Here is an 18,745-nt window from a genome sequence, read left to right as displayed (position 1 = left end):
GTCTTGTGAAACGCCCGAAGCCGTGGATAGGCTTCGTACAGCTGTTTCAAGCATCCGTATGCCGCCAGAGCAGGGAGCAGACAGCGTAGCGAATTGCACAGGGGTTTATCGCGGTACAGAAGAGAGAAGCGCCCCCATGAAGACCGGCAAAAGCTCGGCAGGAGACACCAAGGCCCGGATTCTCGACGCCACGGAAAAGCTGTTCACCGAGGTCGGCTACGAAGCCACCTCGCTCAGGCAGGTCACGTCGCGCGCCATCGTCAACCTGGCCGCGGTGAACTACCACTTCCGCAGCAAGGACATCATGATGCACGCCGTGCTGAGTCGGCGCCTGGACCCGCTCAACGCGCGGCGCCTGGCGCTGCTCGACGCGTGCGAAGCGCGCTGGCCCGGCCACGGCATTCGCTGCGAACACGTGATGGGCGCGCTGTTCGTGCCCGCGCTGCAGATGGCGCGCGACCCTGCGGTGGGCGGGCCGTCGTTCCTGCGGCTGCTGGGGCGCGTGTATTCCGATACCTCGCCCTTTATCCAGCACTACCTGCTGGAGCACTATGCCCCGGTGTACGGGCGCTTCTTCGACGCCTTCGCGCGCGCCATCCCTTCACTGCCGCGGCAGGAGCTGGGCTGGCGGCTGCAGTTCGCGCTCAAGGCGCTGGCCGGCGTGCTCGCCGGCGAGGAACTGACCAGCCTGCTGCCCGCGTTCACGCAGGGCCGGCAGATGAGCGACGCGCACGTGCTGGCGCAGCTCACCGCGATGGTCGAGGCCGTGCTGAACGTGGCGCAGCCCGGTGCGGACGAACTGTCGGCGCTGCAGTCGGTGTTCGAGCTGGGGGAGCAACAACAGCAGCAGCAGCAGAGCGGGCAGCGCGCCGGCAGTGCGTCGGCGCAGCCCGCCGATGACCCGGATGCCAGCGTGGCCGCGCTTGCGGCCAGCATGGGCGACGCGGCCAGCCAGGCCGCCGCCGCCTTGGGCAAGGCCCGCACCAGCGCACGCACCGTGCGCAATGCGGGCACCAAGCGCGCCGCCGTGACCAGCGTGCCGGTGCGCGCGCGCGAGCACACCGTGAGCTTTCCCAGCAACCCGCTGGATGACTGGATGCGAATGCGCACCAGGACATAGCGGTGCGCGCCGCGGCCGGTTACCGCCGGCACGGCGCCGCCGCGCTCACGCAACCTGAACCGTCGATCCACCCAGCGAGGCCGCGTACCGCGTAGCGCGTACCGGCCCGTTGCCTCCGTGCGCCCGTCCGGCATGCCCGCCGGCGCCGCGGTGGCCTTGTTCGCTGTGCCTGTCTTGAGGAGGAAGCTGCCGTGTCGATCCAAGCACCGATCCCGCCATCGATCAAATTGCACCGCCTTGCCGCCATTGCCGGCGCCGTCATCGGCTTGCTGGCCGCGCCGCTGGCGCTGCCGCCCGCGGCCATGGCCCAGCCGGCCAGCGCCCCCACCGCCGCGGGCACGCCGTATGACGGCCTGCCGTCGGCGCAGCAGGCGGCGCTGTTCTCGCGCCAGGTCGCCAGCGGCGAGCTGGCGCGCCTGCCCGACGCGCAGGTGCTGGCCGTGTTCCAGGCGCTGCAGCCCGATGCGCTGCTGAAATGGGCGCGCGCCGAGATGAACCGCTATCCCGAATACGAATACTGGATGTCGCGCCAGGAACGGCTCAACGGCCAGTGGCAGGAGCAGCCCGCGAAGATGCAGATCCGCTACCGCCATGCGCCGCGCCAGCTCTATGCCAAGTGGCTGCCCGGCGGCGCGCAGGCGGGCCAGGAAATCCTCTATGACGAGACCCGCCGCAAGGACGAGATGTACGGCCACCTGGGCGGCGTGCTGGGCTTCACCTCGATGTGGATCGCGCTGGATGGTTCGCTGGCGCGTTCGCAGTCCAACCATACCGTGCGCGACCTGGGCTTCCAGTACGTGCTGTCGATGCTGGAGCGCGACGCGAAGTCGCTGCGCGCCGCCGGCCTGTCCGAGAAATACGGCAAGGCCGAGATCGTGCAGGAGCAGGGCGTGCGCATGGTGGCGCTGACCTGGGACCTGCCTGCCGGCGCGCCGCAGTACTACGCCAAGCGCGTGCAGCTGATGCTGGACCTGAAGCACCCGTATATCCGCGTCGAAACCGCGTGGGATGCCGACGGCAACATGGTCGAGAAGATCGTGTTCGACAAGCTGGTGCGCAAGACCTTCGAGGCCGCGGTGTTCGACCCGGCCAATCCGGAGTACCGCTTCTGATGCGGCACAGCGGCCGCCTGTTTGGAACGGCCGCTCTATTGACGCTGAAACCCGCGCGCGGCGACAGTCGCCGCACACGACAGGATCCGGACGCAGAGCCGGACCAACGATCCGCAAAACCGGGGTCGCCAGCAAGAACAGGAGACAGGCAATGACCATGTCGAGGCTTTGGCGCAGGACTTTGGTTGTGACAGGGGTGAGTGTTGCCGCGGCGCTGGCCGGCTGCGGTGGCGGCGGCGGCGATGACGACGCGCCGCGCGCCGGCACGCAGGCGCCGCCGCAATGCGCGGACACGGGCACGTGCCCGGCGCAGGGGCCGGTCACCATCGGCGGCCCGCCCGGGTCGCTGTGCCCGGCGGCGCTGGACTACGGCACCACCTTCACCGGCGGCTCCGGCGCGGGCGAGCTGGTGAAGCTGCGCTTCGATACCGCGGCGCGCACGTATCAGCTCGAGATCATCGAGTCCCCGGTGCCGAAGCAGCCCGGCAGCGTCAGCCCGACGCGCGCGGGCGTGACCTTCACCGGCACCTTCGCCAACCTGACCTCGCTGCCGACCGCCGAGCAGAACCGCTGCGCGGTGGCGCTGCAGACCGCGACGGCATCGGACGGCGTGTCGCAGGCCAACATCGACAGCGCCAGACCGCCGGTGATCTTCCTCGGCAACGGCGTAGTGGGCGGCGGCATTCCGGGCGCCACCATCTCGTACCCGGGCGTGCTCGGCCTGGGGACGATCCCGGCCACCACCTTCCCGTTCTACCCGGTGCTGGCGTTCGCGCAGACCGAGACCGACTTCACCCGCGTGGCCGGCACCTACAACCTGCTGGGCTACCACCAGGTACCGTCCGGCGGCGCGCTGACCGCCTCCAGCCACTTCACGCCCGCCACCGCGCAGACGACCGAGACGCTCAACGCCGACGGCAGCTGCACCACCGCGAGCGGCAGCTGCCGCAGCACCGGCAACAACTGGAAGCTGCGCAGCGCCGACGGCGCGTTCGAAAGCAGCAATGCCGACGGCAGCCGCCGCTATCCGTCGTTCCAGGGCCAGGCCATCACCGCCAATAACGCCAGCCGCGCCAAGGGGCTGATGGTGGTGGGCAAGCTCGACGGCGCGCTGGTGCCGCTGCTGGTGCGCACCGGCTACGCGCAGATCTCGCTGCTGCCGCTGACGGTCAATGTCGACGACGAATCGGGGCTCGCGCTGATGGCGCCGGCAGCCAACGTTGCCAGCGGCCAGCTCGACGGCGGCTATATCGGCTCGGGCAGCGACTTTGCCTACACCGCGTCGCTGGTCAAGGGCGCGCGCGTCGACCTGCTCGACCCGATGACGATGAACCAGACCGGCGGCTTCCAGCTCGACTTCACCCAGGCCGCGGCGGGCATGGTGACCACCACCGACAACAGCGGCATCACCGGCGCGCTGATCGCCAGCGGCCGCGTGTTCAGCCATCTGTCAGGCACCGGCGGCGCCAACCCGGTCTTCCGCGTGGGCGTGCTGGCGGCGCCCTGATCGCAGCGCAGAAAAAAAACCAAGGAGACAAAGCCATGCAGCCCCATCGAATGACCCTGCCGCGCCCGTCGACCGTGCCGGCGCGCACGCTGGCCGTGGCCGCCGCCGCGCTGCTTGCCGCCTGTGGCGGTGGCGGCGGCGGCGACGATGCCCCGGCCACGCCCACCGCCGCGCAGACGCGCCTGTGCCCCGCAGCGCTCGACTACAACACCACCTTCACCGGCGGCACCGGCTCCGGCGAACTGGTCAAGGTGCAGATCGACACCACCCGCATGACCTGGCAGGTGACCTTCCTGGATTCGTCGGTGCCGCGCCAGACCGGCACCGTGCAGCCCACGCGCAGCGACCCCACCAACGGCCTCAACGTGATGCGCGGCTCGCTCAAGGCCGAGACCGGCCTGCCCACCGAGAAGCTGAACCAGTGCGCGTTCGAGCTGAGCGGCGCCAGCCTCGACCCGAACCGCCCGGCCAAGCTCTTCGTCGGCGAAGGCGTGGCGGGCGGCACCATCCCCGGCGCGCGCATCCAGTTCAACGGCGTGCTCGGCGCCGGGGCGGTGCCCGACACCACCTTCCCGTACTTCCAGTTCATCGGCTTCGCGCAGACCGAGACCGACCTGTCGAAGATCGCCGGGCAATACCACGGCACCGGCTTCCACGAGGTGCCGTCCAAGCAGTTCCAGCTGGTGGCGCAGGACTACCGCATGGCGCTCGCCGCCGACGGCTCGTTCACCGTGTGCGACAACGCCACCAACACCTGCGAGCGCAAGGGCAACAACTTCGTGCCGCAGGCGAGCGGCGCGCTGCTGTCGACCAACTACAAGGCCGAGAGCCAGCCGCCCACGCTGGGCAGCACGCTCGGCAAGGCCTACCTGATCGTGGGCAAGCTGCGCGGCCAGCTGGTGCCGATCATGATCCGCGTCGGCTATGCCAATGACTCGCTCGCCAACGGCCCGCTGGGGGCCGACGACGAGATCGGCATCGGCATGATGGCGCCCGCCGTGGCGGTCACCGAGGGCACGGTCAATGGCGAATACGTCGGCGTCGACAGCAACTTCAACTACCGCGTGACCGCGCTGGTGGGCGCCGCCGCGACCATGATGGATCCGTTCCGGCCGTCCGATGCGTCGCTGGCGATTCCGTACCGGCTGGACTTCTCGCAGCAGGTGCCGGGCGTGGTGCGCACCTCGCGCCGCGAGGCGCCCGCCGGTTCGGCGCCGACCGGCAAGCTGATGTTCACCGGCGGCGTGTTCGGCTTCCTGGAGCAGCGCGACAGCGGCCCGTACTTCACCGTCGGCGCATTCGTGCAATAAAGCCGGCCCGGGGCCATCGCAGCCCCGGCGCTTCCACCAATGCATCACCAGTGACTTCACTGACCGGGGACACAACATGAAGACCTTGCGCCTGACGCTTGCGCTGGGGCTGGCCGCGCTGGCCAGCCTCGCCCTGCCTGCCCACGCCCAGAAGAAGGGCGACAACGTGGTATCGGCCGGCTGGTTCCATATCCAGACCCATGGCCAGAGCGACCCGCTCACCACCTCGCTGCTGGACGTGCCGATCAACTACCCGCTCGGGCTGCCGTCGAGCTTCACCGCGCCGGGCAGCAGCATCTCGTCGTCCAACGCCGATACGCTGGGGCTGACCTTCAGCCACTTCGTCACCGACCATATCGCGATTACCGCGGTGGGCGGCATCCCGCCCGAGTTCAAGCTCTATGGCCACGGCGAGCTGATCCCGCCCGGCCCGGCCGGCGCGCTCGGCCGCCAGAGCCTGGGCGACCCGTCGCTGAACCCGATCGTCACCAAGGCGCGCCAGTGGAGCCCGGCGGCGATGGTGCAGTACCACTTCCTCGAGCCCGGCACGCGCTTCCGGCCGTTCCTGGGGGTCGGGGTCTCGTACAACTTCTTTACCAACATCGAAGTCAATCCGGCCTTCGCCAGCTCGGTCAACAACAACCTCGGCGCGATCCTGGCGGCGGGGGCGGGCATTCCGGGGCCGACTTCGGTCAGCGCCGATGCGTCGTCGTCGTGGGCGCCGGTATTCAATGTCGGCGGCACGTATAACTTCGACGAGCATTGGGGGCTGACGGCGGCGGTGACGTATATCCCGCTGAAGACCACGTCGACGATGACGATCAAGGCGGCCAACGGGACCGTGCTGTCGACCTCGAAGACGAAGCTGGAGCCGAATCCGCTGGTGTTCTTTTTGGCGGCTTCGTATAAGTTTTGAGGGGCGAAAAAACCAGTGGCGAAACCACTGGCTCTTATCCCTCCAACTACCGATTGTGTACTCCCTCTCCCGCTTGCGGGAGAGGGTTGGGGTGAGGGCGGGGAGCGTCGACGAAGTACAGGCCGTCGCAATTGCCAGCGCCCGGCCCTCACCCCCGGCCCCTCTCCCGCAAGCGGGAGAGGGGAGCAAACCCTCGGCAAGCGATGCTGCGCTACTGCGTTACCACGCCTTGCCCAGCCGGCGCCTGCTGTGCCACCGCGCTGCTCTCCTGCAACCCGCCGCCCAGCGACCGGTACAGATCGATCGCATTGTTCAGCCGCAGCTGCCGAGCCTGCACCAGCGCCTGTTCCGCGGTGAACAGCTGGCGCTGCGCGTCGAGCTCGTCCAGGTAGCTGGCCACGCCGCTGCGGAAGCGCAGCCGCGACAGCTCGTAGCGCGCGGCCTCGGCGTCGCGCACCTGTTGCTGGCCGGTGACCTGGTCTTCCAGCGTGCCGCGCGCCACCAGCGCATCCGCCACTTCCGCGAAGGCCGTCTGGATGGTCTTCTCGTAGTTGGCGACCTGGATGTTCTTGCGCACGTTGGCCAGGTCCAGGTTGGACAGGTTGCGGCCGAAGTCGAAGATCGGCAGCACCAGCTGCGGCGCGAACGACCAGGCGCGCGTGCCGGCATCGAACAGCCCGGAGAAGGTCGGGCTGATGCTGCCGCCGCTGGCGGTCAGCGTGATGCGCGGAAAGAACGCCGCGCGCGCCGCGCCGATATTGGCGTTGGCCGACAGCAGCTGCTGCTCGGCCTGGCGGATATCGGGACGCTGCTCGAGCAGGTCCGACGGCAGCCCCGCCGGAATATCGCTGATGATGCGCTCGTCCGACAGGCGCATCGGCTCGGGCAGGTTCTCGATGGTGCCGATGGGCTTGCCCACCAGCACTTCGAGCGCGTTGTGCGCCTGCGCGCGCTGGCGTGCCAGCTGCGCCGCGGCCACGCGTGCCTGCGCCACCAGCGACTCGTTGTCGCGCAGGTCCAGCGCCGAGGTGGCGCCGGCCTCGAAGCGCTGCTTGGCCAGCCCGTAGGTGCTTTCGCGCGCCTTCAGGGTGTCGCGCGCCAGCTCGTACTGCTCGGCGTAGGCGCGTTCGGCCAGGTAGGCCTTGGCCACTTCCGAGACCAGCGAGATCTGCGCCGAGCGGCGCGCCTCTTCGGTGGCGAAGTACTGCGCCAGCGCGGCATTGGACAGGCTGCGCACGCGCCCGAAGAAATCGAGCTCGTACGACGAGATGCCCAGGCCCGCTTCGTAGACCTCGGTGACGCCGGGCTGGCCGAGCACCGTTGCCGACTGGGCAGCGGTGGTGCGGGCGCGGGTGTAGCCGGCATTGGCGTTGACCGTGGGCAGCAGGTCGGCGCGCTGCACCTGGTACAGCGCGCGCGCTTCCTCGATGCGCAGCGCCGCGGTGCGCAGGTCGCGGTTGTTTTCCAGCGAGGTCGCGATCAGCGCCTGCAGGCGCGGGTCGCGGAAGAACTCGCGCCAGCCGATGTCGGCGGCGCGGCGCGTCTCGCCGCTCTTCACCTCGGCGGTGGCGTAGCCGTCGGGCGCCGTCGGGAAGCTGTCTGCCACCGGCGGGGCAGGGCGGTCATAGTGGGGGGCCAGCGTGCACCCCGTCAGAACGCCGGCCACCAGCAGCAGTGTGGTCAGAGTCTTGGTCATGTTCAGATTTCCTCTTGGGGGTCGTGCCACTTCTGGTCCAGCATGCGCTGGCGAGCACTGCCCTTGAAGCGCTTGCGCACCACGACGAAGAACACCGGCACCAGGAAGATCGCCAGCACCGTGGCCGTGATCATCCCGCCCATCACGCCGGTACCGATGGCGCGCTGGCTGCCCGAGCCCGCGCCGCTGGCGATCGCCAGCGGCAGCACGCCCAGGATGAACGCCATCGACGTCATCAGGATCGGGCGGAAGCGCAGGTGCACCGCTTCCAGCGTGGCCTCGATCAGGCCCTTGCCCTGCGCCTGCAGGTCCTTGGCGAATTCCACGATCAGGATGGCGTTCTTCGCCGACAGGCCGATGGTCGCGATCAGGCCCACCTTGAAGTACACGTCGTTGGGCATGCCGCGCAGCGTCACGCCCAGCAGCGCGCCGAGCACGCCCAGCGGCACCACCAGCAGCACCGAGAACGGGATCGACCAGCTCTCGTACAGCGCGGCCAGGCACAGGAACACGATGATCAGCGACAGCGTGTACAGGATCGGTTCCTGCGAGCCGGCCAGGCGTTCTTCGTACGACTGTCCGGACCACTCGAAGCCGAAGCCCGGCGGCAGCTTGGCGAAGTTCTCTTCCATCACGCGCATGGCTTCACCGGTACTGCGGCCCGGCGCGGCCTGGCCCGCCAGCTTGACCGCCGGCATGCCGTTGTAGCGCTCCAGGCGCGGCGAGCCCATCACCCACTTGGAGGTCGCGAACGCCGCGAACGCCACCATGTCGCCGTTGCTGTTGCGCACGCGCAGCTTGGTCAGGTCGTCGGGCAGCCGGCGGTCGGCGCCCTCGGCCTGCACGATCACCTTGCGCACGCGGCCTTCATAGATGAAGTCGTTGACGTAGTTGGAGCCGAACGCGATCGACAGCGTCGAGTTGATGCTCGCCACCGTGACGCCCAGCGCCTTGGCCTTCTCGCGGTCGATGTCGATCTGCAGCTGCGGCGCGTCTTCCTGGCCTTCCGGGCGCACGCCCATCAGCACCGGGCTCTGCGCGGCCATGCCGAGCATCATGTTGCGCGCTTCCATCAGCTTGGCGTGGCCCTGGCCGGTGCGGTCCTGCAGGCGGAAGTCGAAGCCCGAGGAGTTGCCCAGCTCGGAAATCGCCGGCGGGTTGAGCGGGAAGATGATCGCGTCCTTGATGAACGACAGCGCGCCGAAGGCACGGCCGACCAGGTCCTGCGCGGTCTCGCCGTCGCCGGTGCGCTCCTTCCAGTCCTTCAGGCGCACGAACGCGATACCGCCGTTCTGGCCGCGGCCGAAGAACGAGAAGCCCGCCACCGTGATCATCTGGTCCACCACCTTGCTTTCCTTCTGCAGGTAGTAGTCCTCGATCTGCTTGAGCACGCCGATGGTACGGTCTTGCGTCGCGCCGTTGGGCAGCTGCACCACGGTGATCATGTAGCCCTGGTCTTCATCGGGCAGGAACGACGACGGCAGGCGCTGGAACAGCACCACCACGCCGGCGATGATGACCGCGTAGATGATCAGGTAGCGGCCGCTGCGCTTGAGGATGCGCGCGACCACGCCCTGGTACCCGGTCGACGCCGTGGCGAAGGTGCGGTTGAACCAGCCGAAGAAGCCCTTCTTCTCATGGTGGTGGCCGGCCTCGACCGGCTTGAGCAGCGTCGCGCACAGCGCCGGGGTCAGCGTCAGCGCCAGCAGCGCCGAGAACGCCATCGAGGCGATCAGCGACAGCGAGAACTGGCGGTAGATGTTGCCCACCGAGCCCGAGAAGAACGCCATCGGGATGAACACCGCGGTCAGCACCAGCGTGATGCCGACGATGGCGCCGGTGATCTGGCCCATGGCCTTGCGCGTCGCTTCGCGTGGCGAGAGTCCTTCCTCGCTCATGATGCGCTCGACGTTCTCGACCACCACGATGGCATCGTCCACCAGGATACCGATGGCCAGCACCATGCCGAACATGGTCAGCACGTTGATCGAGAAGCCGAATGCCAGCAGCGCGCCGAACGTACCCAGCAGCGCGATCGGCACCACCAGCGTCGGGATGATGGTCGCGCGGAAGTTCTGCAGGAACAGGTACATCACCAGGAACACCAGCACCACGGCTTCGAGCAGGGTCTTGATCACTTCCTCGATCGAGATCTTGACGAAGGCCGAAGTGTCGTACGGCACCGAGTACTCGTAGTCCGCCGGGAAGTTCTTGGCCAGCTCTTCCATCTTGGCGCGCACCGCGGTGGCGGTGGCCAGCGCATTGCCGGTCGGGGCCAGCTTGATGGCGATGGCGGCCGACGGCTTGCCGTTGGTGCGGGCCTGGGTCGAGTAGTCGGCGCCGCCCAGTTCCACGCGGCCGACGTCCTTGATGCGCACCGACGACCCGTCGGGGTTGGTGCGCAGCAGGATGTTGCCGAACTGCTCCGGCGTGGTCAGCCGGCTTTCGGTGGTGACGGTGGCGTTGAGCTCGGTGCCCTTGGGCGACGGCGTGCCGCCCAGCTCGCCCACGGCGACCTGGATGTTCTGCTCGCCCACCGCGGCGGTGACGTCGGTCGGGGTCAGGTTGTAGCCGGTCAGCTTGGCCGGGTCCAGCCAGATCCGCATCGCGTACTCGGTGCCGAACAGGTCGGCCTGGCCGACGCCGGGCACGCGGCGGATCGAGTCGATCACCTGCGCCGAGACGTAGTTGCCGAGCTGGATCGCGCTGGCCGTGCCGGACTTGGACGACACGGTCAGGAACATCATGTAGTTGTTCCCGGCCTTGTCGACGCGCACGCCCTGCTGGCGCACTTCCGCCGGCAGGCGCGCTTCCACGCGCTTCAGGCGGTTCTGCACCTCGACCGAGTTCAGGTCGACGTTCGAGCCCGGCGCAAAGGCGATGGTGATGCTGGCCAGGCCAGACGACTCGCTGGTGGAGCTGTAGTAGAGCAGGTTGGGGGCGCCGTTAAGCTCCTGCTCGATCACCGAAGTGACGGAATCCTCCAGCGTCTTGGCCGACGCACCCGGATAGGTGGCGGTGACCGAGATCGTCGGCGGGGCGATGTTCGGATATTGCGCGATCGGCAACTGCAGGATCGACAATATGCCGCCCAGCACGATGATCAGCGCGAGCACCCACGCGAACACCGGCCGGTCGATAAAAAACTTGGCCATAAGACTGGCTCCCTCTTTGTCTAGCCCTGTGTGCCGCGGCTGGCGTCAGCCGTCGCGGCCCGGCGGTGTTCAGCCTTGCTTGCCCTCGGCGCTGGCTTCCTGCTTCGCTTCGGCCTTGGGCGCCGAGGCGGGAGCGGCGGAAGCCGCGGCCGGGGTCGCGGCCGGTGCCGAGGCGCCGGCCTGCACGAACGGCACGGCCTTGGCCGGCGCGCCCACCTTGACCTTCTGCAGGCCCTCGACGATCACCTTCTCGCCGCCCTTCAGGCCTTCGGTGACGATCCAGCGGTCGCCGATCGCCTGCGGCGCCTTGACCGGCACCGCCGCGACGTTGCCGTCGGCGCCGACCACCATCACGGTGGCGCCCTGGGCGCCGCGGATCAGCGCGCGCTGCGGCACGGTCAGGGCGTTCTCGTCGACGCCCTGCTCGATCTTCACGCGCACGAAGGTGCCCGACAGCAGCTCGCGGTTCGGGTTGGGGAACTGCGCGCGCAGCGTGATCGCGCCGGTGGTCGGGTCGACCGTCATGTCGGAGAACAGCAGCTTGCCGGTCTGCGCATACTCGCGCCCGTCCTCGACGAACAGGTGCACCTTGGCGCCGCCGTTCATGCCCTTGACCGCGCCGGACTCGATCGCGCGGCGCAGGCGCGTGACCTCGGAGGCGGGCTGGGTAAAGGTGACCCACATCGGGTCGACCTGTTCCACCAGCGCCAGCTTGGTGGCCTCGCCCTTGCCCACCAGCGCGCCCTCGGTCACCAGCGCGCGGCCGGCGCGGCCGCTGATCGGTGCGGTCACGGTGGTGTAGCCCAGGTTGATCTGGGCGGTGCGCACCGCGGCCTTGGCCGAGGCCACGTCGGCATTGGCCTGGCCGGCGGCGGCGACGGCGTCGTCGTACTCCTGCTTGCTGACCGCATTGACGGCCACCAGCGGCTTGTAGCGGTCGGCCTTCAGCCGCGCCGACACGGCGTTGGCCTCGGCACGCTGCAGCGCGGCCTGGGCCGAGGCCAGCTCGGCCTGGTAGGGGGCGGGATCGATGCGGAACATGACCTGGCCGGCCTTCACTTCGCCGCCTTCGGTGTAGTTGCGCGACAGCACGATGCCTTCGACGCGCGCGCGCACTTCGGCCGTGCGCACGCCTTCGAGGCGGCCCGGCAGTTCATTGACGACGGCGACCGGCGACGGCGTCACGGTGACCACGCCCACTTCGGGCGGCGGCGGGGCGCCGCCTTCGGCCTTCTTGTCGCCGCAGGCAACAAGCGCCACGGCTGACAGCGCCGCTAGTGCATAGGCAGCAACGCAACGGATACGTTGGGACTTCCTCATCGATAACCCCATGATGGCAATTTGAGATTTGCCGCATTGCCCCGAACTGTCATCAGACAAACGGAAACGACACAGCGCGCCGCGTGGTTTGCGGCGGACAAAAGCGTGATGCTAGCCACAAATCGCGGCGTCGCGGTGACGATTGCGACGAACGGTGGCTTTTATGTAACGACTGGATAAATTGACCGGCTGGCCTGCGGCAGGATTGCCCGCCGTGCTGGGTAGGTCACAGTGGGCGGCTGGCCGAATGCCGGGCAAGCGCGTATTATATATACATTCAAGCATGTATGTTAAGTTGATGTTGCGGGAGGGCCTTTCGGCGCACAACCTGCGCGCAAAGGCACGACAAGGCGCAAGACCATGCCGCTCCAGAGAGCGGATCGGTACGAAATGCGTTCCACCCGCCCGGGATCACGGCGCGAACCGCCGGCTCGGGTTAGGATGCGCGCCGTCGTGTCGGCTCGCAAGCTGCAACCCCATTGACATGTGACGACAACGACCCGCCGGCGCGAGCGCCGGCCCGTGCGGCAGCCCAGCGTCCGCACCCCGGGGAGAACCAACAAGGCTGGCCATGGCGGCTTCATCGCGTCATGCCGCCGGCACCAGAGACAATCATGGTCAGACGCACCAAGGAAGAGGCGCTTGAAACGCGCCACCGGATACTCGACGCGGCCGAAGCCGTGTTCCACGCCCGCGGCGTGGCACGCCCGTCGCTGGCCGACATTGCCGAGGCGGCGGGGGTCACCCGCGGCGCGATCTACTGGCACTTCAAGAACAAGAGCGACGTGTTCGCCGCCATGTGCGACCGTGTCCACCTGCCGGTCGAGGCGCTGTGCGAGCCGGAACGGCTGGCGCGCCAGGAAGACCCGCTCGGCGGCATCCGCGACATCTGCGCCTATGTGATGCGCCAGACCGTGGTCAACCCGCGCTGGCGCCGGGTCTTCGAGATCATCTTCCACAAGTGCGAAATGGTGCAGGACAACGGCGCCATCTTCGAGCGCCAGCGCCAGTCGCACCAGGAAGGGCTGGTCAAGATGCGCGAGCACCTGCGCCTGGCGCTGGAGCGCGGCCAGCTGCCCGCCGACCTGGACCTGGACCTCGCCGTCAACGCCTTCCACGCCGCGGTGGGCGGGGTGCTGGCGCACTGGCTGTTCTCGCCGCAGGACTTCGACCTCGACGCCAACGCCGAGCGCCTGTCCGACGCCTTCATCGACACCCTGAAGTTTTCCCCGGCGCTGCGCCACGGCTACGTGCCGCGGCCGATGGCCGAGCTGGACCAGGAACTGTCCACGCTATGCCGGCAGGTCTGCGCCGGGGTGCAGGACGGCGGCCTCGATACCCCCGACCTGGTGCCCTGAGCCCCGCCGGGGCTATGACCGGCGCTAGCCGCGCATGGCCTCGCGCCAGCGCGCCAGGAACGCGCGCTTGCGCATGCCGTCCTGCGCCGCCAGCAGGCCCGGGCCGACGCTGATCGGCTTGAGCGCGTAGCCGAGCCGCTCCGACAGCGCCGCGGCCGTATGCACGCTGTCGGTATCGGTGCGGATGGTATAGAGCTGCGAGGTCGACTTGGCCAGCAGCGCCTGGCCCTCGCGCGACAGCAGGTAGTCCAGCCACAGCCGCGCCGCATTGGGCCGCGGCGCACGCCGCGCGATAAAGGCCACGCGCGACATCACCAGCGTGTAGTCGCTCGGCGCGATCACATCGATGGCCGCGCCGCGCTGCATCAGCGACAAGGCATAGGACCCCAGCAGGTTGTAGCCCATCACCAGCTCGCCGCTGGCGATGCGTTCGATCATCTCCGCGGTCGATGCCGACAGCTGCACCCCGGCCCGGCCCAGCGCCTGCGCCAGGTACCAGAACTCGCTGCCCATGCGCGCGTCCTGCTGCGCCAGCAGGTAGCCCACCCCCGAACGCTCCACGTCATAGGTCACCACCTTGCCGTGCCAGCGCGGCGCATGCTCCTGCAGCAGCCGCGCCAGGCCGCTGCGGCTGCGCGGCGGGCGCATGCCGGCCAGGTGGTGGCGGTTGTAGACGATCACCGCGGGCTCGAAGGTGGTGCCCCAGGCCTCGTCGCGCCACACCGCCCAGCCCGGCAGGCCGGCGCGCTCGGGCGAGGCGTAGCGCTGCGCATGGCCGTCGTTGACCAGCTTGATCTGCAGGTCCATGGCGGTGCTCCACAGCACGTCGGCAAAAGCTGCTCCGGGGCCAGGGGGCTGACCGGACAGCGCCGCGGTCTCGGCCAGGAAGCGCTGGTTGAGCTCGACCGTGTTGAGGTCCTGGTAGTGCACGCGGATGCCGGGATAGCGCGCCTCGAATGCCGTGATCAGCGGCCGTGCCACGTCCAGGTCGGTCGACGCGTACACCGTGACCATGCCTTCGCGCAGCGCGCCGGCAATGGTCGCGTCATACCCGGACGGATACCCCGGCGGCGGTGCCGGCGGCCTGGACTGGGCATGCAGCGGCCATGCCGCCGACAACGCGGCGGCGCCCAGCAGGCGGCGGCGTTGCGCCGAGGCGGGCGCGGCACAAGCGGACTGGCACGGCTGGGACGGACGCGGGGACACGATGCGGGACGGAGGGATCTGCCGGTGGAAGCGTTGCGCGCGCCGGGACCGGCGGGGCGAGGGTATTATAGGCGCCCGCGGCGGGCGCGCTCCATCGGTGCGGCCCCCGGTTTTTCCGGGCGTTTTGCGCGGCTGCGACCGAACATGGACCGAACCGGCACAGGAGGAGACCGGCATGCGCATCCTGCTGGTGGAGGATGAAGTCGAACTGGCACGCTGGGTGGCCCGCGCGCTGGAGCAGGGCGGCTTTGTGATCGAGCACGTCGCCGACGGCCTGCAGGCCGAGGCACGCTTGCAGGCCGAGGAATACGACGCCGTGCTGCTCGACCTGCGCCTGCCCGGCAAGGACGGGCTGGCCGTGCTCAAGTCGATGCGCGCGCGCGACGACCGCACCCCGGTGCTGATCCTGACCGCGCAGGACACGCTGGACGAGCGCGTGCGCGGCCTGAACCTGGGCGCCGACGACTACCTGCCCAAGCCCTTTGCCATCGCCGAGCTGGAAGCCCGGCTGCTGGCGCTGATCCGCCGCAGCCGCGGGCGCGCGCATCCGCGCCTGCAGTGCGGCACGCTGGTATTCGACGGCGAGACCCGCAGCTTCACGCTGGGCGGCGCGCCGCTGGCGCTGACGCCGCGCGAATCGACCCTGCTGGGCGCACTGCTGGCCCGCAGCGGCCAGCCGCTGACCAAGGCGCAGCTGCTCGACAAGGTGTTCTCGCTCGACGCCGACGTCTCGCCCGATGCGATCGAGGTGCTGGTCTACCGGCTGCGCAAGAAGCTGGCCGGGCACGGGGTCACCATCGTCACGCTGCGCGGCTTCGGCTACCTGCTGGAGCCGGAGGCGAAGGGCTGAGATGCGGCACCCGGTGCTGCTGTGGCGCCGCGGCAGCCTGCGCCGGCAACTGCTGTTGCTGCTGCTGCCTGCACTCGCCGCGATGATGGCGATCGACACCTGGCTGACCTACGGCACCCTGCGCGACGCCGCCAACACCGCCTACGACCGCTCGCTCTACGGCTCGATCCGAGCCATCGACAATGCCATCGGCATGGCCGGCGACAACGTCCAGCTGACGCTGCCCGACGCCGCCATGGAGATCTTCGAGACCGCGGCGCAGACCCATGTGTTCTACCGCGTCTCGACCGAGCGCGCCGGCCAGGTCGAGACCGTGACCGGCTACAACGACCTGCCGCTGCCGCGCGGCCCGCTGGTCAACAACCAGCCGCGCTTCTACGACGCCGAATACCGGGGCGAGGCGGTGCGCATTGCCGCGATGGCGCGGCCGGTGTACCGGCCCGACGCGCGCATGCGCGTGATCATCCAGGTGGCCGAAACCGCCGAGCCGCGCAGCGCATTGATCGGCTCGGTGTGGCGCAGCGCGCTGGCGCGCGACCTGCTGCTGATCGTGCTGAGCGCCGCCATCCTGGTGCTTGGCGTCAGCTACGTGCTGCGCCCGCTGGCGCGCGTGCGCGACGACGTCGAGGCGCGCTCGCCCGAGGACCTGACCCCGCTCGCGTTCGAGCGCGTGCCCGCCGAGGTGCGCCCGCTGGTCGATGCGGTCAACCTGCATGTGTCGCGCTCGGCCGCGATGGCGCAGTCGCAGGCGCAGTTCATCGCCGATGCCGCGCACCAGCTGCGCACGCCGCTGGCCATCCTCAAGACCCAGGCCGAGTACGCCCAGCGCCAGCTCAACGCCCCCGCCCCCGACCCCGAAGCCGCGCGCGCGGCCGCCGGCGAAGCCGTGGGCGGCATCGTCACCCAGCTGGAGCAGGCCGCGCGGCTGACCAACCAGCTGCTGGCGCTGGCGCGGGTACGCCAGCACCACGGCGACGCCGCGCAGCCCGGCGAGGCCGGCGAAGGCCTCGACCTGATCGACGCCGTCACCGTCGCCGAGCAGGTGGCGCTGGACTACCTGCCGCTGGCACGCGGCAAGCAGCAGGACTTCGGCTGGGAGCCGGTGCCGGGGCTGGCGCTGCCGGTGCGCGCCGATCCCGCGCTGCTGCGCGAGGCGCTCGCCAACCTGGTCCACAACGCGATCCAGTACTCGCCGCGCGGCAGCCGCATCACGCTGTCGGCGACGCGTGCGGGCGATCACGCCTGCCTGGTGGTCGAGGACGATGGGCCCGGCATCCCGGCTGAAGAACGCGAGAAGGTCTTTGCGCGGTTCTACCGGCGGGTGGGGAATGCGCAGCCCGGCTCGGGGCTGGGGCTGGCGATTTCGCGGGAGATGGCGGCGCGGTTCGGGGGGACGGTGGAGTTGGGGGAGGGGGCGCAGGGCACCGGGGTGCGGGCGGTGTTGAGGTTGCCGGTTGGCGGGTAGTCAGTGCCACCAACAAATCAAAGGCCACCGGCATTCCCGCGAAAGCGGGAACCCAGCGACTTTGAGAAGCACTTGCGCTTCAAAGACACTGGGTCCCCGCCTACGCGGGGACGACGTGTCGGTGACTGTGAGCAAGTCGGCATGGCCAGCGTGCGGGCTACTCTCCCGCAAGCGGGAGAGGTGAGAAAACCGGGCGCGTGGCGAAACGCGCTACCCGAACAATTCTTCCGCCACCGTGGGATGCACCTGCACCGTCGTCTGCAAGTGCGACTCGCGCACCCCCAGCCTCAACGCCACCGCCAGCGTCTGCACGATCTCCGGCGCGGCGTTGTCCATCAGGTGCGCGCCCAGCACGCGCCCGCTGCGCGCGTTGAGCACCAGCTTGAACACCGACTGGTGCGGCGTGCCGGCAAAGCGATGCTCCAGCGAGACAAAGCGCTTGATCACGGTACGGATGCGCTCGGGCTTGCCGGCCGCCTCGATGGCCTGGGCCTCGGTCAGCCCCACCGCGCCGATGGCGGGCTCGCAGAACACCGCGGTGGGGACGAAATCGAAATCCGCGCGTTCGCCGCGCCGCCCGAACAGGCGGTCGGCCAGCCAGCGGCCCTGCGCGGTCGCCACCGGGGTCAGGTGCAGGCCGTCGATAGCATCGCCCAGCGCATAGATGCTGCGCACGTTGCTGCGGAACTGGCGGTCGACGCGGATGCCGCCGCGCTCGCCGAAGGCCACGCCCAGCGCTTCCAGACCCAGGCCCTGCACATTGGAGATGCGCCCGATCGCCGCCAGCGCCGCCTGCGCGCGCACGGACTCGGTCTGGCCGGCGCGGCCCGGGTCGTTGGTAGGCTGGTAGCAGACTTCGACCGCGCCGTTGGCCTGGCTCAGCAGGTGCACGCGCGCGTTCAGGTGCAGCCGCACGCCGCGCGCGGTCAGCGCGTCGGCCAGCGCGGCGCCGATGTCGTGGTCGAAATGCGGCAGCAGCCGGTCGCCGGCGACGATCAGGTCGACCTTGACGCCATAGCGCGACAGGATCGAGGCCTGCTCCACGCCGATATAGCCGCCGCCGATGACGGCGACCGACGCGGGCAGGCTCTGCCAGGTGAAGACGTCGTCGGAGCTGGCGGCCAGGTCGCCGCCGGGCACGTCGAGCGTGCGCGGGCGCGCGCCGGTGGCGATCAGGATGCGGTGCGCATGGATGGTCTCGTCGCCGATGCAGACTTCCTCGGCGCCGGTGACCCGCGCCTCGCCCTGCAGCACTTCGACGCCGGACTCGGTCAGGCGCTGGGTGTAGCCCACGTTCAGCCGCGCGACCTCGGCGTTGACGCGCACGATGGCATCGCGCCAGTCCTCGTGCCCGCCGGTATGCGACAGGCACCCCGACAGGATGGCCGACCACGAGGCGCCGTACGACAGCATCTTCTTGGGCACGCAGCCGCGGTTGACGCAGGTGCCGCCGATGGCGTCGCGCTCGACCAGGATCACGCGCGCGCCGTGCGCCGCCGCGCGCCGTGCGCAGGCCACGCCGGCCGAGCCGCCGCCGATCACCACCAGGTCGGCCTCGCGCAGCTTGTCCTGGCGCCGGGCGCGGCCGCGGCGCGCGCGCGGCACCTGCTGCACCGGTGGCGCCGCGCTGACCTCGCGCGCGCGCCGCGGCGCGCTGGCCTGCTGCGGGGTGGATACGGTTGTCTGGCGCTTGCTCATCCATGCCTCCTGTCGCGGCACGCGGGCCGCAT

The 18,745-nt window shown here is 69.6% G+C and carries 13 protein-coding genes; 8 read left to right on the top strand and 5 right to left on the bottom strand.

Features of this window, described 5'->3' with window-relative positions; translation table 11 throughout:
- Positions 1–136: 136 nt before the first annotated feature.
- From CBM2594_RS01130 to CBM2594_RS01110, 5 genes are all read left to right on the top strand, one after another.
- Positions 137–1,120, top strand: a complete 984-nt coding sequence (locus tag CBM2594_RS01130; protein WP_116355226.1) for a TetR/AcrR family transcriptional regulator — start codon at positions 137–139, stop codon at positions 1,118–1,120.
- Between the two features lie 191 nt (positions 1,121–1,311).
- The gene (locus CBM2594_RS01125; RefSeq protein ID WP_116355225.1) at positions 1,312–2,232 is read left to right on the top strand and encodes a DUF1571 domain-containing protein; all 921 of its coding nucleotides are present in this window, start codon (positions 1,312–1,314) and stop codon (positions 2,230–2,232) included.
- Between the two features lie 151 nt (positions 2,233–2,383).
- Complete coding sequence (locus CBM2594_RS01120; RefSeq protein ID WP_116355224.1) at positions 2,384–3,739, top strand: DUF2957 domain-containing protein; 1,356 nt, start codon at positions 2,384–2,386, stop codon at positions 3,737–3,739.
- A 35-nt stretch (positions 3,740–3,774) separates the two neighbouring features.
- The gene (locus tag CBM2594_RS01115) at positions 3,775–5,049 is read left to right on the top strand and encodes a DUF2957 domain-containing protein (protein WP_116355223.1); all 1,275 of its coding nucleotides are present in this window, start codon (positions 3,775–3,777) and stop codon (positions 5,047–5,049) included.
- Between the two features lie 76 nt (positions 5,050–5,125).
- Complete coding sequence (locus CBM2594_RS01110; protein WP_116355222.1) at positions 5,126–5,965, top strand: OmpW/AlkL family protein; 840 nt, start codon at positions 5,126–5,128, stop codon at positions 5,963–5,965.
- 211 nt (positions 5,966–6,176) lie between these two features.
- Here CBM2594_RS01110 and CBM2594_RS01105 read toward each other — a convergent pair whose 3' ends face one another.
- From CBM2594_RS01105 to CBM2594_RS01095, 3 genes are all read right to left on the bottom strand, one after another.
- A complete protein-coding gene (locus tag CBM2594_RS01105) occupies positions 6,177–7,661 on the bottom strand; it encodes an efflux transporter outer membrane subunit (RefSeq protein WP_116355221.1) in 1,485 nt (494 codons plus the stop codon).
- 2 nt (positions 7,662–7,663) lie between these two features.
- Positions 7,664–10,816, bottom strand: a complete 3,153-nt coding sequence (locus CBM2594_RS01100; protein WP_116355220.1) for an efflux RND transporter permease subunit — start codon at positions 10,814–10,816, stop codon at positions 7,664–7,666.
- Positions 10,817–10,885: 69 nt separating this feature from the next.
- The gene (locus CBM2594_RS01095) at positions 10,886–12,136 is read right to left on the bottom strand and encodes an efflux RND transporter periplasmic adaptor subunit (protein ID WP_116355219.1); all 1,251 of its coding nucleotides are present in this window, start codon (positions 12,134–12,136) and stop codon (positions 10,886–10,888) included.
- Between the two features lie 614 nt (positions 12,137–12,750).
- Here CBM2594_RS01095 and CBM2594_RS01090 point away from each other — a divergent pair.
- Positions 12,751–13,494, top strand: a complete 744-nt coding sequence (locus tag CBM2594_RS01090; protein WP_116355218.1) for a TetR family transcriptional regulator — start codon at positions 12,751–12,753, stop codon at positions 13,492–13,494.
- 24 nt (positions 13,495–13,518) lie between these two features.
- Here CBM2594_RS01090 and CBM2594_RS01085 read toward each other — a convergent pair whose 3' ends face one another.
- Entirely contained in the window at positions 13,519–14,613 is a 1,095-nt protein-coding gene (locus CBM2594_RS01085; protein WP_174079079.1) for an ABC transporter substrate-binding protein, read from the bottom strand.
- A gap of 262 nt (positions 14,614–14,875) precedes the next feature.
- Here CBM2594_RS01085 and CBM2594_RS01080 point away from each other — a divergent pair, with 262 nt between their 5' ends.
- Positions 14,876–15,550, top strand: coding sequence for a response regulator (locus tag CBM2594_RS01080; RefSeq protein WP_116355217.1), 675 nt, complete (start codon positions 14,876–14,878; stop codon positions 15,548–15,550).
- Between the two features lies 1 nt (position 15,551).
- Positions 15,552–17,015 (top strand): sensor histidine kinase, encoded by a 1,464-nt coding sequence (locus CBM2594_RS01075; protein ID WP_116355216.1) that lies wholly within the window; start codon positions 15,552–15,554, stop codon positions 17,013–17,015.
- A gap of 210 nt (positions 17,016–17,225) precedes the next feature.
- On the opposite strand, the gene CBM2594_RS01070 is transcribed toward CBM2594_RS01075, so the two are convergent.
- A complete protein-coding gene (locus CBM2594_RS01070) occupies positions 17,226–18,713 on the bottom strand; it encodes a dihydrolipoyl dehydrogenase family protein (protein WP_116355214.1) in 1,488 nt (495 codons plus the stop codon).
- Positions 18,714–18,745: the final 32 nt, after the last annotated feature.

The sequence above is a fragment of the Cupriavidus taiwanensis genome (assembly GCF_900249755.1).
Lineage (GTDB): Bacteria > Pseudomonadota > Gammaproteobacteria > Burkholderiales > Burkholderiaceae > Cupriavidus > Cupriavidus taiwanensis_D.
Note: the sequence above shows the minus strand (reverse complement) of the source record. Positions and strands in the feature narration are given on the sequence as shown.